This is a genomic window from Dysgonomonas sp. Marseille-Q5470, assembly GCF_951230145.1.
In the GTDB taxonomy this organism is placed as follows: domain Bacteria; phylum Bacteroidota; class Bacteroidia; order Bacteroidales; family Dysgonomonadaceae; genus Dysgonomonas.
On the sequence record NZ_CATNVE010000011.1, the window covers coordinates 1 to 15,212 of the forward strand.

Here is a 15,212-nt window from a genome sequence, read left to right on the forward strand (position 1 = left end):
TGTTAGTATTTGTTAATAAAATAAAGAATCTTAACAACCAAATGAATGTTAAATCATCCTATTTTACTCCCATAGGTGGTATACTTTTGAATTATTCTGGTGGTATACTTTTCAAGTATTATTTACAATTAAGTAATGAGCAACTACGCCAAAAATTAGACTCTAAGCAAAAAGAGATAGATGCGGATGAAGAAGGTTTTAATAAGCAACTAAAACAAAATGCACTCAATTACGAAAAGGAGCTTCAACAGATAAAAGAATTCGAGGACGATAAAACCAAAGAGAGAGAAGAAGCGACACTTAAATTCGGAAAAGATAAAGTTTCTGTACAATTACCAGAGTTATCTGAATCTAATATTAAAGCTCAGGTCGAAAAGCTCAAACAAGACGCGTTATCTGCATTTAATAAATCAGACAATGATGTATTCAAAAAAATAACAGAGCAATATCAATCTTATGCAGATCAAAGACTCGATATAGAAAAGAAGTTCAACAAGGACATTGATACCCTTATAAAATTAAGGGAAAAGGCTCAAGAGAAAGGAGATAAAGAAGCAGTAAATAAACTTAATAGATCCATTGCAAAAGCGACAACTGATAAGGGAAAAGATCTTATATCATTCGACTTTGAGCGCATGAAAGAGGCTCCAGAATATATCAGAGCATTCGAAGATCTGGGAACAACATCAACAGAAACGCTTAATTCTCTTCTTGGTCAATTTGAAAAATTCAAAGAAGAGGCTGCAAAAACATTATCGCCTAAAGATCTTCGGGAATATACAGCTACCATACAATCTATAGCCGATGAGCTTTCTAATCGCGATTTGTACAGTTCTCTTATCAAGCAAAAAGATGAAGCTGTAAAAGCCAATCAACGATTAATAAAAGCTGAAAATGATTTAAGACTAGTCCAATTAGGTATTGGTGATCCACTATTAACGGAAGAAGAAGCAATAAAGAGGGTAAATAAAGCCAAAGATGAATATTATAATAAAAACAAAAAGGTTTTAGATACTCAAAAGAAAATAAGAGATCAGATATCTGCATTAGCTAAAGAAATGTCCGGTCTTGGAAATGCACTTGGTGGCACATCAGGTGAAATAATCTCATTCATAGGGGATATTACATCGTTCTACACAACTGCAAGCGAAGGTATAGAAAAAGTTGCCCAGACTGGTGCACAAGCTATTTCTGTTGTAGAAAAAGCATCTGTCATATTAACTATTATCTCTACCGCTATCCAGTTGATGAAACAGCTTAATTCTATCCTTCCTGACGCTTTCAGTCAATACGAAAAGTATGATGAGAAGATAGAAAGAATAAACGATATGCGTGATGCTGTCAATGAATATGAAATTGCAGTATTAAAAGCTAGTCAAGCTGAAAACTCATGGTTTGGAAACGATAGCCTTCGAAACCTAAAAGACTATAAAGAACTACAAGCTAAGATATTTGATTCTTATAGGGATAAAATGCTTGAAGGGCAGGCTATTTATGAAAATAAAGGTTCTGGCGGATGGCTTACAAACTCACTCAAATCTGCTGTTAGTTGGGTTAGTAAGATACGTACGGATTCGACTTACTTAACAAAAAGTACAAAGAAGGTACTACTGCGGCTGTAAATAATCTAAGGATAGAGACAAGAAAAAAGAGTAGCGGTTTTCTCGGTTCCGGCATCGGGGGTAAATCTCAAAAAACAGAAGATCTAGTAACATGGACTAAAAAAAATCTAGGATTCGATTTGTTTGATGCAGAAGGATGGATCAATAGAGAGGCTTATGATGCAATAATCTCTAAATATGGAGATAAGCTTGTCGGTCAAACAAAAGAGACTTTAGATGAATTAAAAGGGTTAAGAGATCAATATGACGAATATTTAAATCAGCTTCATGAATATGTAAGTTCTTTATATGAGCCGTTAGTTGATAATATGGTTGATTCAATATGGGACTGGTTCGATGAAGGTAAAAACGCTTTAGATAGCTTTAAGGATTATGCCAAACAAACATTCAGAGATATAGTCTCTGATATGATAAAAACTATATTGTTGAAAGATGTTTTCAAAGACTTCAAAGACAATATAGCAAAACTCTACGAAGAATACTCAAAAGGGAATCTGACTGAGGCTCAATTATCCGAAGCTGTAGCAAAAGAAACCAACTCTGTAATGGATAGGTATAAAACCCAACTTCCTGCAATACAAGGTATGGTAGATGCTATCAATAAAAATTTAAAGGATACTACCGGAATAGATTTGAATAAATCAACTAGCTATTCTCAATCTTCATCCAAAGGCAGTTATGAAACAATAACACAGGATCAGGCAGGTGAAATGAATGGACGTCTATCTGGAATACTGGAGACAAATATTCGAAGCGAAGGTTACTTAAAAAGCATATCAGAATGGAATAAACCTATCAGTGAAAAGATAGATATGAGTTCTATTCTAATGCCACTAAACCTAATCAAAGAATCATCAACTAAGATTGAGCAGATGATAGAAGAGAATAAGAGTATTGCAATTCATTCCTATTATGAACTAAGAGATATAAATAAGAATACAAAGGAGTTATATCAAATCAGAGAGGATATAGCGAGTTTGAGGAAAGATGGCATAAAGGTTAAATAACACAAAAGGACTTGCACCTAAGTAATTATCAAACAAAAAAGATACTGTTCGGTTAAAGCTTATTGCTTACAAGGCAGGCTTTTTCTGTATCGGTATCTTTAAAATAAAAAAAATGCTGGGAGAACTATATATAAATGACAAAGATGCTTGGTCTACATGGAAAGCTCGATTAGTTGATGATTCGTTAGACATTCTGGAATCCTCAGCTTCTATGAAATCTTACGTAACGAATAATGCACGATCACAGGATGGAGTTCAAATATTCATCTCCAATCCGAGAATAGATATGAGAAGCGTAATCCTCACTTTTGCAATAACATGTGAATCTCGACTAGATTATTTGTCTAAAAAGAGAGATTTGGAAATGGAGTTAAGGAAAGGTTTGACACTATTTAAAGTCGTACCTCTCTCTTTAATCTTCAAACTACATTTAGATGAAAATAGCACAATGACATTATTATCCGGAACAGGACTCAGAGATGGTAAATTCACAATCCGATTTACAGAGAAAAACCCCAAAGACCGTATATCCCTATGATAAGTAAACTAGAGAACTACAGATATAACCTTTCGTTGATAGGCATTACGATAGATGAAGTTTTGTTGTTGAACCTGTATCAAAATCTACCTATTGATGTTCAGACAGGAGCAAAGGTTATATTATTGCCTATCGCAGCAAAGGAGGATGTTGTATATGCAATGGATAATATATCAGGAGATCTGGTTCCGTTTAACTTCTCGCGTGCTTCATCCGCTACACTATTCGACAAGGATAAAAATATGGAGCTTGTAGGAAACAACATTCCACGTATAGACTATGGGAACTATACGGACGATGTTAAGCTGCTTGTGGAAAAGGAAAGTGCAAATCTGTTAGTAGATAGCGCTTTGGCAACATCATTACAGGCTGTTTACTATACAGGATTACCACTTATAGATTTAGATTGGTTCAATTATATAAAAACAGGGCGAACAGTTCCTCACATTGACAATGTAGATACATATATTTACAAAAGAGGCCCTGTTACAACCGGACTTTCTTATGCCATGTCGGCATTTGTGAGAATGGTAGATAATTCTGTTCCTAATTTCCGACTAAACGAAAGTAATGTAAACGGAGCCCTTTTAATAGATACACAGCCTTTTTCTCCCAAAGCTATAAACAAGTTAATTAAAGATAACATATATAGAGTTTATGGAACAAGATCTGCCACTAGGACGATCACAGGTAATAATGGGATCGTTAAATATAGATCCAATTACGGAGCTGACATAATCACATCAGGTTATCAACTTGAACAAAGCGACACTGTCACCTCTTATATTCCTACAACTACAACGACTGCCACACGTGCCGCCGATAAGCTGACATACACCTTGCCTGCATCATCGGGGATATATCTAAAGACCAATAAGCAAAGTACGTTATTGAACAAACCAAAAGGAATATGGAATATACATGAAGACCTGAATAACGAAGGAATAGAGGCCTTAGCTATTTTCTATGAAGATATAATCATTGGGTTTGACGAAGAAACAGCCATAGAGGAATTCATTATTCCAATTCGTGATAAGAACCAAGTTGTAAAGGCACGATATGCCCTAAAAGATACAGACATCGAGAAAAACGCCCTAATGAGCGAGCATTATATCGAGATATCTTTTGCATTGGATAGCTTCGTGAGGTTCGTACGATCTGATTATATCATCTGGGAAGGTGAAAAGTATATCATCAAGGAAGATTATATACCCGATGAGGTAAATAAATGTAATTACAAATACACACTTCGTTTCGATCACTGGACGACACTACTTCAAGACGATACGTTCTATTATATGAACCAAAACCTTGAAGAGGCGGAGTGGTCTTTGATGAGTAATGCAGCTACTCACTTTCAGTTGCTGGCTAATAATGCAAATCGTTATTTCGGCATTAATTCATTTAATGTCGGTACTATCGAATTCACGGAATTGAAAAATATTCGATTCGATAAAGTGTCGATATGGGATGCAGCGACACAGATAGCAGAGGAATACGGGGGAGAATGGCATCTGACGGGCACAACATTCCATTTGGTAAAGAAATTCTCTTACGGATCAGAAATCGATTTTGATAGTGAAGTATCGGTCGAAAAGATGGAACGTTCAAAAGGTGAAGATTCGGAGAAATATACACGCATTCTTGCATTCGGTTCTACTCGTAATATCCCAGCTAATTATAGAGAGCCAACACCGGGAGAGGCTGTAGATGCTATCTATCAGAAAAGGCTTCGTATCCCTGCTTCCAAAGGCAAGTTCATTGATGCAAAGCCAAACATGTCAGCTGAAGAGATAAAATCGGCTGTTGTTATTTTTGAAAAGGTGTACCCGAAAAGGATAGGAACGATGTCTTCTATATCCACTGTAGAATATACCGATACGGATACCGATACTGGAGTAGTCACCAAGTGGAATGCTTACAGATACAAAGATACAGGCCTGCAATTCAAGGAAGAATATTTAATGCCGGGTGTTGAGCTCCGTATTGCCATTCAAAGCGGAACGACTCTTAATGGTTTGGATTTTGCCGTTAAATTCAATCCCCTTGGTAAACCTGAAACAGATCCCGATTCTCAGCTATTCGAAATAGTGCGCAATGAAGATTACGGTAAAGCCTTACCCAATGATACCTTAAAACCTCAAAACGGAGATACGTATATCCTTTACGGCTTCAATATACAGCTCGTTTCCGATCAATATATACCGGCAGGAGAAGAAGAGTTGTATGATACTGCTGTAGAATGGCAGCAAGATATGTTGAAGGATAAATCGGTATTCGAATGTCCTACCATGATACAGCATTTCGCCGATAATGAGATGGATCTGGAGATTGGACAAAAGGTAAAACTCATACACGACCAATTTGAAGGCGGTTTTCGATCATCACGCATACAAGGGTATGAAAAACGTCTTTTAAATAAATATCAGGCTACTTATACTGTAGGGGATAATGCCGCCTCCTCATGGGCTAAAAGTGTTGATAACTCGATAAAAGAACTACAAATAGCAGGTATTACCTATCAGGCTACAGGTAAGAACGGGGTGTATCTAATTACTCAGTTTGACAATACGCCGGCGAGTGACTTTAATGCTTATTCTGCTAAAGCATCAGATGCCCGATACCTGAATAAACAAGCAGGCGGGACCGTACAGGGTGACGTCCTTTTTCAGAAGAAAATAAAAGCGAAAGAAGCTATCTCGGATCAGTTCGGCAATGAAACATTTACATCGGGCATGTTGGGTAACGGTTTTCGGTTCTGGATCGAGAACGGTTTGTCATTCGGGCAAATAGATTACCTGACAGTAACAAGGGAGATGCTTATAAGCGTCCTCACTGTAGCTGAGGTTAAGAGCGTCGACGGTGGTATACTTATTTCTTCTGCTAATATGGTATGCAGTAAGGTTGAAGATATAACCACAGGTTATAAATGCTACTTCGATAACGACGAAGGAAATATACCCAATAAGTTTATTGTGGGAGATCAGGCGATGTGTCGCCGATTTAACGGTGCAAACGTGAAATACTACTGGCGTCTGGTCACTGAGGTAGGTGCAGATTATATCCTGTTATCAAAGACAGATAAAGACGGCAGCGGAATACCCGAAGCTAAAGACAATATAGTTCAGTTCGGTAATAAGACAGATACACAACGTCAGTTTGCGATCTATTCAGTTGCCTATGGAGATGCAGGTACTTTCTACTATTACGGAGTGAACTCTTATGATTTGACAGGTAAGGCAAAAACATACTTTTCGAAATCCGGAGCAAGAATAGAGGGTGACTCTATCGTATTTTCTTCATCGGGAAAAACGGCAGCTACCGCCATATCGGAGGTCGATACAAAGGCGGGTAATGCCCAGACAAGTGCGAATACGGCAAATGCGGGGTTATTGTCAAAGGTTGCCTATTCAGAGTATAATGCGCAAATGCAGGTGTTGGATACCCGGATATCATCTAAGGTTAGCCAGACTGATTTTAATACTTTAGGCGGCAGGGTATCTGCAACAGAAAGCAGTATTACACAACAGGCGGGGCAGATTTCAAGTGTTGTTGAGAAAGTGAACGTATTAGACCAGAAAGGTATTAATCGTTTTATAAGAATAGGTTGGATAAGCGGGGGCTGGTCTCCTATCATTGGGTCTGTCTTAATAGCACAAACCAACTCTACCCGTATTCGACCAAATACGGATGCTTTTCTGGCTGCATTATCAAATGCGCTATATTCATTCAAAAATGATAATAGCACATATCAGGCAGTTATTTACGAGTTAGACAAGAACAAGAAATTAATAAAAAATCACGGATGGGTAGACGGTAATTACCAGTTTACGACACTTTCGACAACAGCTTATTTTGCGTTTTTAGGTAGGAAAAGGACAGATGCAAACATATCTGCTTCTGATATATGGAGCTTTACATGCAAGTTAGAGCAAGGTGACTTTACCGATTATTCTGAAGCCCCCGAAGACATGGGCTATCTTGTTAACAACGCTCAAGCAACAGCTGACAGTAAAACTCGCACATACTATCAGGATGCACAACCTACAGCTCCGAGTGGCGGCTTCTCGGTCGGTGACATCTGGCAGAAGGTGACTTATACAGATACATCAGGCGTCGTGAATATGGATTCATCTAAAAATGTCTGTCGGTTTGAATATAGGTGGAACGGCACAACATGGGTACAGATCAATTTCAATGTATCAGGATCGTATGTCACACAGACTAATGATTCTATATCGTCACTTGTGACTAAGACGGGAATCAACGGTTTAGGAACAGGAGAAACTCTTAAATCGTTGATAGATCAGACGCCGGATAAAATTACCCTTGCTGTTTCGCAAATACAGATAGGCGGAAGAAATTTAAAGCGAAACTCAAAAATATTGACGGGTTTATTTAGGACAATAGGACAGGTGGTTAATGCTACACCTAATGCGGAATGGATGCGATTTTCTATAGTAGATTTTACAGGTGAGATATTGCAAAGTGGAAGTGTTTCTGTACAACCAGGAGTAGAATATACTCAATCCGTATTATTCCGTACAGATGCTACCAGTGTGGATCTAAATTTCTCATGGTGGAATGCAACCAATGGTCACAGGCTTCGACAGGCAATTATAGAAAAGATAGGGACGAATTTATATCGCGCCTATTCGACATTCAAGACGGTTACAAATGATACAACTATTCGTTGTTTAGACATTTATCCAATATCTAAATCAGGAGGTACATATATTGAATTTGCATATCATAAGTTTGAGTTGGGCAACAAACCCACAGATTGGACGGAGGCACCAGAAGACACCCAATCGCAAATAGACGGTAAGACTACTTTGGCTGAGGTTGCAAGTTCTTTGAGTATTGCCGCCAATAAAATAACGTTATCTTCTAAAACCATAGAACTGAAAGGAGAAACAATTGCAAGTGCTATTAAAGCCGGGCAACTAAACGTTGGCAATGGTAACTTAACAGTAGATCCGTTGGGCATCTTGTCAGCAAAGGGTGCTAATATTGAAGGTGCGTTGAGGGTATCGGGAAACAATCAGATTACAGTTGCTGATGCGAGTGGAAATACAAGAGTAACTATTAAGCCGACGAATATCACTCCGAGGGCAAATATTGGCGGACAACTTACAAACGCTTATGTAAATACTGGAGGAGCAGCGGCAAGTGACTTAGTTACAAATCAAACAAAAGTATGGTACGGTCAAACATTCACATTGCCGGCAGGTAAGGTATACGATTTAACCATACCTGCTATTACAATTGGTGCTACTGTAAGGATGGGTTCAAGCGATCTGACTTATGCAAAAACATCAATTAGACTGCGAAATACTACAACAAATGCAGTATACATGGTAGCTTCGATAGAAGCAATTCCTCGTGAAGATGGAGGAGGAGAGACATCCCAATCGGTAAAGGTTAATAATGTAGTTGCAGGCAATTGGCGGATAGAAATAGAAATAATGGCTATCACAGATATTTATTCAGGTACTGCTTATTTTAGTGTACCGAGCCAGGCGACAATTCAAATAATACCTCTCAGTCAATTTACAGAGATGGGGCTAGATGGATTTCTGACAGCACTGAGCAGCACTAAATATCTTCATGTTACAACAGATGGTGTGTATATTAGTATGGATCCTTACATACTCAGGATAACAAGTGCGGGTATATCTAAATCAGCCAACAATGGAGCTACTTGGACTAATTTGTAAACATAAAAAAGGCTATCTAGTTTTTTAGATAGCCTTTTCTGATATTTTCTAATTGGTTGGCTCCGGAGCATAATACCAATAAACTTTACTGACATCTCCATTCCATCCTTGCCCAATGCTGTTAAAATAAGGATGACTTTTTATTTCCATTAAGGCTGATTTTATTGCTTCATAGACAGTACCGTCTACAGCCACAAAAGGCTCTCCTGAATAATGAATACCACTAGGTGCTGTGAAGGGTTGGCCGTCATTAGTAATCCACCACCATTTAGTCCTAAATGATACCTGATCTGATTCATCCATTAATGTGTAAACCCTTTCTACCTGTTTTACTTCATCGGTATTCGACACTTTAAGCGTATCAGGAGCTCCATACACATAGACATAAAAAGTAACCTTTAAACCTTCCTCAATATTAGAGACATCGTCAAGGCTTAATTTTATACCGAAAACAGAACGCTGCATGTTTATTGCGGGATCGTCGGCATTGTTTCCGTTATATTCTACAACCTCTCCATAGTAACGATCGAGATTAGGGATCTTGTATTCATTAGGATCAGCAACATAATTTTCTTTTGTTGACTTCTTGTTAGACCCTGCAATAGTAGTTGTGCTTTGGTTTAGTAATGTCATTGCTTTCGTATTACTAAGTACAAACGAGTTAGTCAATGGCACTCCTGTATTACCAATCGAGAATGGCTTTAGATAACCATTACCGTCTTTTGCGACCTTGGTTTTACCTTCTATCACAATAGTAGATGTTATTTTGTATTCAGCATCTTTGGGTAATTCGAGTTTGATTTTACTGAAATCATCGAAAAGGCCATAAGCATAAGGGCTATATTGTACTAAGCTACCTGCCTTAATTCCTTTATAAATCTGAACACCCATCAGGTTGTTTGTGCCTGTAGGTGCAGTATTGGTATTGAACTTATACGTAATCGTTCTTTCTTTAGACACGGGTAGGGGATCATTGCCACTATCGCCGCAAGCAATAAGTAAAGGCAAACATAATAAAATAAGTAATAGTTTATTCATAATTAGATAGGAATTAATTTTTAACAAATGTAATAATTAATTTATTTTTTAGAAATGATATATCCATATTATAATATATAAGATAAACTGTATTTAAACTGTTCGCTCTAACAGGTTAACCTTCTTTACTTTTACTATAGACTACTATACCTTTATTCCATCGGAAATAATCAAGAATCATTATATTTTATATAAAATATCAAATTTATACCATTATGCTTAAACTAATAAGTGCATCAGTAACAAAAGAGTCAACTTTGACCGTAGGAGGTTATGAATATCGTGTTGTATATACGATTGTTAACGGAGTGATAACCTTGATTTCATGCTCGATTCGACAAGAAGTTAACTCTGTACCAAATGAGGTCGGCAATATCCGGAAGGAAAACGGACAGGTAAATTTATTTCTCAGGGATACTGAGGATTATATTGCCCATGCCTCTCAATTCAAAGCAATTGTCAGCGAGATAGAAAAAGAAGTACAACCAATAGAGGGATAAGGCTATGGATAACAACTATACAGATGGTTTCCTTATTGGATTACTCGATTTCTTTATTTGGGCTAAATGGCTTTTAGCATTGGCTTTTCTTTTGACAATGGCAGATTTAAAGTTTGGCATATCGGCTGCTAAATATCGAAATGAGATAGTGAAGCGATCGAGAGCTGTAAGGCGCACACTCGATAAGATAACAAACTATTGTCTATGGATCATATTGGCCTATACTTTTGGGCAGGCATTCGGCCAACCGTTCGGAATTGATCTATTACCGCTAATTATCTTACTAGTCATTTATGGTGTTGAGCTTGAAAGTATCTATGTGAACTACTTTGCTGCAAAAGGCAAAAAGGTGAAAGTAAATGTATTCAAATTTTTCTCTAAGAAAAACGATATTATAGAAGTAGAAGAAAAGGAGGATGATAATGGCAACTAAAAAACAGATCGATTTTGTCAAGGCGGTTTATCCAGCAGCAAAGAGACTGCATGAAGAAAAACCGAATGATTCTATACATCCGATCTTTGAAACGATGCAAGCAGCTTTGGAACGTGGTTGGAGTTTAGATGGCAAGCTTCCGAATAATTTATTCGGGATAACTAAAGGTAGTTCTTGGACTGGAAAAACACAGCTCGTAAGAACTACCGAGTACTTCAGCAATCCGAATGTAACTTTTAAGTCTCCTGAAATGGTTGTCGGTACTCCCGAAAAGCTTTCAAACGGTAATTACAAATACGTAGTGTATCGTTTATTTCGAGTGTACGACACACTTGAAGATTGCTTATATGACCATCAATCGTTATTTCGAAAGTCCGGTTATGCAGATGCTTGGCCATATAGGAATGATCCAAGAGAATTCGTAAAAAGGTTAATGGATGATACAGGCTGGAAATATGCCACCGGTCCCGAATATGTAAAGACTGCTCTGTCAATGATAAACACAGTTGAACAAATCGTAAAAGAAGAAGGATTATGAAAAAAGCTACATTAATGGTTCTCTGTGGAATTGTCTGTCTGGTTATAGGCTTCTTTATCGGTCGATCATCTATTGATTCCGAACCGAAGAAAGAATATATAAAGGGTGAAACGATTACAGGATCAGTTAGTCCGACACAATTTGAACCAATAAAAGAAGAAAAGCTAAATATCCATTATCGAGACACAGGGAGTATAAAGTATTTGAGCATTCCGGTTGATACATCTGCGATAATTGCAGATTGGGAGTTAAAGCGAACATATAAACTGACGCCCTTTGATAATAAGACGCAAGGTAAATTAGAGCTATTTCCGGTCATTCAGTATAATAAATTGTCCGCATTAGATTATAATTTTACTCCGGTAATAGAGCGTCAGACAATTTATAAGACCAAAGTATGGCAGTCGTTTATTTCAGCTTCATATTCTACCCTTAATTATATAGGGATTGGAGGAGGAATATTCTATCACAATCTAGGATTCGAATATCAATATCAAAAAAGTTTAGGCAGTCAGAGTAACGGACAATTGTTTGGGGTGAAATATAAGTTTTAATTGTATAGGTTGAGGTTGTTATTGAAGCCGTTTATCTGGTAAGATAGGCGGCTATATATCAAAACAATAATCAATTATCTATATTTAAGAAACGGTAAATACAAATAAAAAAAGAAACAATATTAGGTTTTTAGAAGCTATCAATATATATTTGTTTTATGAAAAAGATCTGGCATATTTTAATTTCTTATATAGGAGCATATTTGTTTTGCGCAGGATCCTTATCTTTTGTATTTAAGGTAATAGGTACTTATTTTATATCTGAAACTCAAAACTCATATTATATAGCCACCTATCTATTGTCAGCTTTAATCTCTTTCATATTCGTAATCAAAACCTATCATCCTGTAAAAAAGTAATTAGCCCTCTAATTTGTGTTCATTATCTTCAATTTTTTTATTGGGAGTTCCTAATTCTTGCATTATAGATATGATAGATTGTGGCGTTTCAATTTCCATATTATCTAATTTGGTTCCTAATTTTTTAATTATTTGTCTCTTAGATCTATCATTTAAGAAGCCATTCAAAGCTGTTGCTATTTTAGCAAAAGATTCACTCATTGTAGGCACTTTTATATTCAAATCAAATCCACCCCAATTAATAGAAAAGGTACCTCCTTTTATAAACATAATAATTAGTCCTATGACAGCAATACCTTCAGGAGAACTCGCGAAAGCTGTAATATCTCCAGGTGACTGAACGCTCATTTTCATTTTAACGTCAGCGGATGTTACACCTAACCCATATTCTTCGGAAAACTCATTAAATAAAGACATTAAATCTCCCACTAGTGTAAAATCTTCGGCAGATAACTCATCCTCTTGCCTCACTCTTAATACAATAAATGTCTTGTCTCCTTTTATGTAAAAGTCATTAAGTAGATTATCTATAAGAGAGCCGTATCCATCAACATTAGATATAATATGTCTAGAGTTAAACATTAATTGTAATTCTGCATGAAGATCATAGCGAGATGAATGCTTCAACCATTCAACACTCCGTCTTTTTTCGAATTGGCAGACCTCCGCTTTATGTGCATTCTCGGTGTACTCATATGTATCGCTTGTCACTATACCAAAACTTGCCATATGTGAATTACGGCCAGGTACAATAATTATATCACCAATAGTTAGCTCTCTTTCAAATCGTAATATTTGTGATATGATATAGCCTGACCTCTCTTTAGGTATTTCAAGTTTGATATCAAGCTTTTCTGCCAATATATCCTTCGCTAAAGTGTAATCTGGAGGTAAATTACGCAGGTCTTCTATTGTAATTTCATTGTATCCGATTGCTATAAATCCATCAAGTACATACTCCTTATAATAGTCTCCACCCATTGTTCTTACAAGCCAATATCGTCTTTCTGTACTTATCGAAAAATCATCAATTCCTAGGTTCTCCATTATATTATTAAAAAGCTTATGTTTCAGGACCGGCATGTCTCTACTCTATAAGCTCTAAATTCTTTTTTTATTTTAAATCAAAATAGATGCCGCTATTGTGATTTTAACTAAATATTTGCGAATATATAAAATAAGTTTAAATAAAGGCTATCACATTTAAATAAAAGCGATTAAGAAAGATGGATATATTTGTGTGGGAGATTCCGAAGAATAAGAGTATTAATTTATTATTTCTGTACTTTTCCCTTCTTATGCTTTCTCCACTGCCGCGGATCGACAGCATTTTTATCTTTCCAGATACCATTTCAAAGTTTCGATAGCCTCTTTTACAGATCGAACAATGACATACTGATCTGATCGAATTTGATGATTTTATTAATTTTCCATTAAAACTCAAACATTTTTTATGCATTTAGAATGTATTTTAAAATAATTTAATACATTTGAATAAGAAGTATTCAGAAGAGAAAAGCAAAGTAATTAAAAGGGCTAATTAACTTTTTAAATAATTACTTATGAAGACAAATTACATTTTTTCAGACTGGATATTCGCTTATATAAATCTAAAAGGGATACATTAACCTTCCATCCCATTAAATACTTTATATGTAAGAACAACTGTGCTAAATCACTAGAAATAGCAACAGAAGGGATATCTTTTTATAATCCGAAATTAACGCTTAATATAAAATATAACATGAAAGCAATTGCATTAACATTGGCAAGTGTTTTGGGCTGTGCTTTTTCTTTGTCTGCACAGTTGAACACTTCCCATAATCAATACCGCGCTGGAGATGTACTTGTCAAGCAGCAGGTAGAGTATATAAATCCCGGCGAAAGCGGAACCAATAAGCTTTGGGATTTCAGTAAGCTCAAATCCGTCAATGATGAGTATACCCTTGCCTATTCTCTTCCTCCTTTGGAAGGTGACAGTGTATATATACTGGGTAATACCCGTTATTTGAAGAAGGACGTATCAGATAATGAACTGATCGTTGGTACAGAACACAATACGATGTACTATTATCATTTAACGAATGATTCCCTCTTGCAAAGAGGACATGAGAACCCTTCGGTGGTATTAAACTATACCGATCCTATGCTACTGGTACATTTCCCGTTAAACTACGGGCAAAAATCTTCATCAGACTACAGATCAAAGGGAGTTTATTCCTCTACAGTGGATATACAGACACAAGGGACAATGATTACTACAGCTGATGCTTATGGAAAGATGATCCTTCCTTCGGGAGATACACTTAGCCCTGTACTCAGGGTAAAGACCTTACAAACAATTTTTGATGTGCCTCAGGAAGGCAGTTCTGTTACATCTGAGGCAGACAATGCAGGTAAGCAACTTGAAACCTGCCGTTGGTATAGCAAAGGGTATCGCTATCCTGTATTCGAAACAATAAAGAATATCAACCTGAAGGACAGTACGGAGATATTTAAGACAGCATTCTTCTTTCCACCTCAGGATCATTTATATCTGGATACCGATCCCGAGAATCAGGCACTGCTGGATGAACTGTGGAAAGAGCCGAAAGACAACAATCAGAACACAGATAAAGGACAAGTCAAGACCGTCACATTGGAAGATGTGATGACTTGCAGGCTGTATCCGAACCCGGTGGAATCATTCTTGAACATAGAATATGAATTAAAGGAAGATGCAAAAGTATCTTTTGAGTTGTATTCTCTGGAAGGTATGCCTGTCAAAAAGATCACTTTGAAGAACAGGACAAAAGGCACATACTATGAAACGATCGATTGTTCGTCGCTGTATCCGAAGAACTATGTGTTAATGATTATAGCAAATAACCTGTTTATAAATGAAATTATTATTAAAAAGTAAT

The 15,212-nt window shown here is 36.7% G+C and carries 10 protein-coding genes and 1 pseudogene; 9 read left to right on the forward strand and 2 right to left on the reverse strand.

All coding sequences use genetic code 11. The annotated features are described in order from the left end of the window. The 4 genes and pseudogenes from QOX35_RS14680 to QOX35_RS14695 all read left to right on the forward strand — a co-directional run. Positions 1-1,622, forward strand: a pseudogene (locus QOX35_RS14680) (hypothetical protein); the annotation flags it as partial. A gap of 119 nt (positions 1,623-1,741) precedes the next feature. Continuing rightward, positions 1,742-2,629, forward strand: a complete 888-nt coding sequence (locus QOX35_RS14685) for a hypothetical protein (RefSeq protein WP_283687558.1) — start codon at positions 1,742-1,744, stop codon at positions 2,627-2,629. A 112-nt stretch (positions 2,630-2,741) separates the two neighbouring features. Further along, on the forward strand, positions 2,742-3,167 hold the full coding sequence (locus QOX35_RS14690; RefSeq protein ID WP_283687559.1) for a hypothetical protein: 426 nt from the start codon (positions 2,742-2,744) through the stop codon (positions 3,165-3,167). Beyond that, positions 3,164-8,887: a phage head spike fiber domain-containing protein gene (locus tag QOX35_RS14695; RefSeq protein ID WP_283687560.1), complete on the forward strand. Its 5,724-nt coding sequence runs from the start codon at positions 3,164-3,166 to the stop codon at positions 8,885-8,887. Before QOX35_RS14690 ends, QOX35_RS14695 begins: the two co-directional genes overlap by 4 nt. Positions 8,888-8,935: 48 nt before the next feature. On the opposite strand, the gene QOX35_RS14700 is transcribed toward QOX35_RS14695, so the two are convergent. Beyond that, complete coding sequence (locus QOX35_RS14700; protein WP_283687561.1) at positions 8,936-9,925, reverse strand: hypothetical protein; 990 nt, start codon at positions 9,923-9,925, stop codon at positions 8,936-8,938. A gap of 215 nt (positions 9,926-10,140) precedes the next feature. Between QOX35_RS14700 and QOX35_RS14705 the strand changes: the two genes are divergently transcribed. From QOX35_RS14705 to QOX35_RS14720, 4 genes are read left to right on the forward strand one after another with little or no spacing between them, the layout of a single operon-like run. Continuing rightward, positions 10,141-10,425: a hypothetical protein gene (locus QOX35_RS14705; protein ID WP_283687562.1), complete on the forward strand. Its 285-nt coding sequence runs from the start codon at positions 10,141-10,143 to the stop codon at positions 10,423-10,425. Positions 10,426-10,429: 4 nt separating this feature from the next. Next, positions 10,430-10,858, forward strand: coding sequence for a phage holin family protein (locus QOX35_RS14710; RefSeq protein ID WP_283687563.1), 429 nt, complete (start codon positions 10,430-10,432; stop codon positions 10,856-10,858). Next, entirely contained in the window at positions 10,848-11,396 is a 549-nt protein-coding gene (locus QOX35_RS14715; RefSeq protein ID WP_283687564.1) for a glucosaminidase domain-containing protein, read from the forward strand. The genes QOX35_RS14710 and QOX35_RS14715 overlap by 11 nt, the downstream gene beginning before the upstream one ends. Further along, the gene (locus tag QOX35_RS14720) at positions 11,393-11,950 is read left to right on the forward strand and encodes a hypothetical protein (protein WP_283687565.1); all 558 of its coding nucleotides are present in this window, start codon (positions 11,393-11,395) and stop codon (positions 11,948-11,950) included. The genes QOX35_RS14715 and QOX35_RS14720 overlap by 4 nt, the downstream gene beginning before the upstream one ends. Positions 11,951-12,309: 359 nt before the next feature. On the opposite strand, the gene QOX35_RS14725 is transcribed toward QOX35_RS14720, so the two are convergent. After that, positions 12,310-13,356 (reverse strand): DUF8426 domain-containing protein, encoded by a 1,047-nt coding sequence (locus QOX35_RS14725; RefSeq protein ID WP_283687566.1) that lies wholly within the window; start codon positions 13,354-13,356, stop codon positions 12,310-12,312. A 697-nt stretch (positions 13,357-14,053) separates the two neighbouring features. Between QOX35_RS14725 and QOX35_RS14730 the strand changes: the two genes are divergently transcribed. After that, a complete protein-coding gene (locus QOX35_RS14730; RefSeq protein WP_283687567.1) occupies positions 14,054-15,211 on the forward strand; it encodes a T9SS type A sorting domain-containing protein in 1,158 nt (385 codons plus the stop codon). Position 15,212: the final 1 nt, after the last annotated feature.

Coding starts and splice junctions, on each gene's coding strand:
- QOX35_RS14715 (WP_283687564.1), top strand. CDS start 10,848: ATGGCAACTAAAAAACAGATCGATTTTGTCAAGGCGGTTTATCCAGCA.
- QOX35_RS14705 (WP_283687562.1), top strand. CDS start 10,141: ATGCTTAAACTAATAAGTGCATCAGTAACAAAAGAGTCAACTTTGACC.
- QOX35_RS14720 (WP_283687565.1), top strand. CDS start 11,393: ATGAAAAAAGCTACATTAATGGTTCTCTGTGGAATTGTCTGTCTGGTT.
- QOX35_RS14690 (WP_283687559.1), top strand. CDS start 2,742: ATGCTGGGAGAACTATATATAAATGACAAAGATGCTTGGTCTACATGG.
- QOX35_RS14730 (WP_283687567.1), top strand. CDS start 14,054: ATGAAAGCAATTGCATTAACATTGGCAAGTGTTTTGGGCTGTGCTTTT.
- QOX35_RS14695 (WP_283687560.1), top strand. CDS start 3,164: ATGATAAGTAAACTAGAGAACTACAGATATAACCTTTCGTTGATAGGC.
- QOX35_RS14725 (WP_283687566.1), bottom strand. CDS start 13,356: ATGGAGAACCTAGGAATTGATGATTTTTCGATAAGTACAGAAAGACGA.
- QOX35_RS14710 (WP_283687563.1), top strand. CDS start 10,430: ATGGATAACAACTATACAGATGGTTTCCTTATTGGATTACTCGATTTC.
- QOX35_RS14700 (WP_283687561.1), bottom strand. CDS start 9,925: ATGAATAAACTATTACTTATTTTATTATGTTTGCCTTTACTTATTGCT.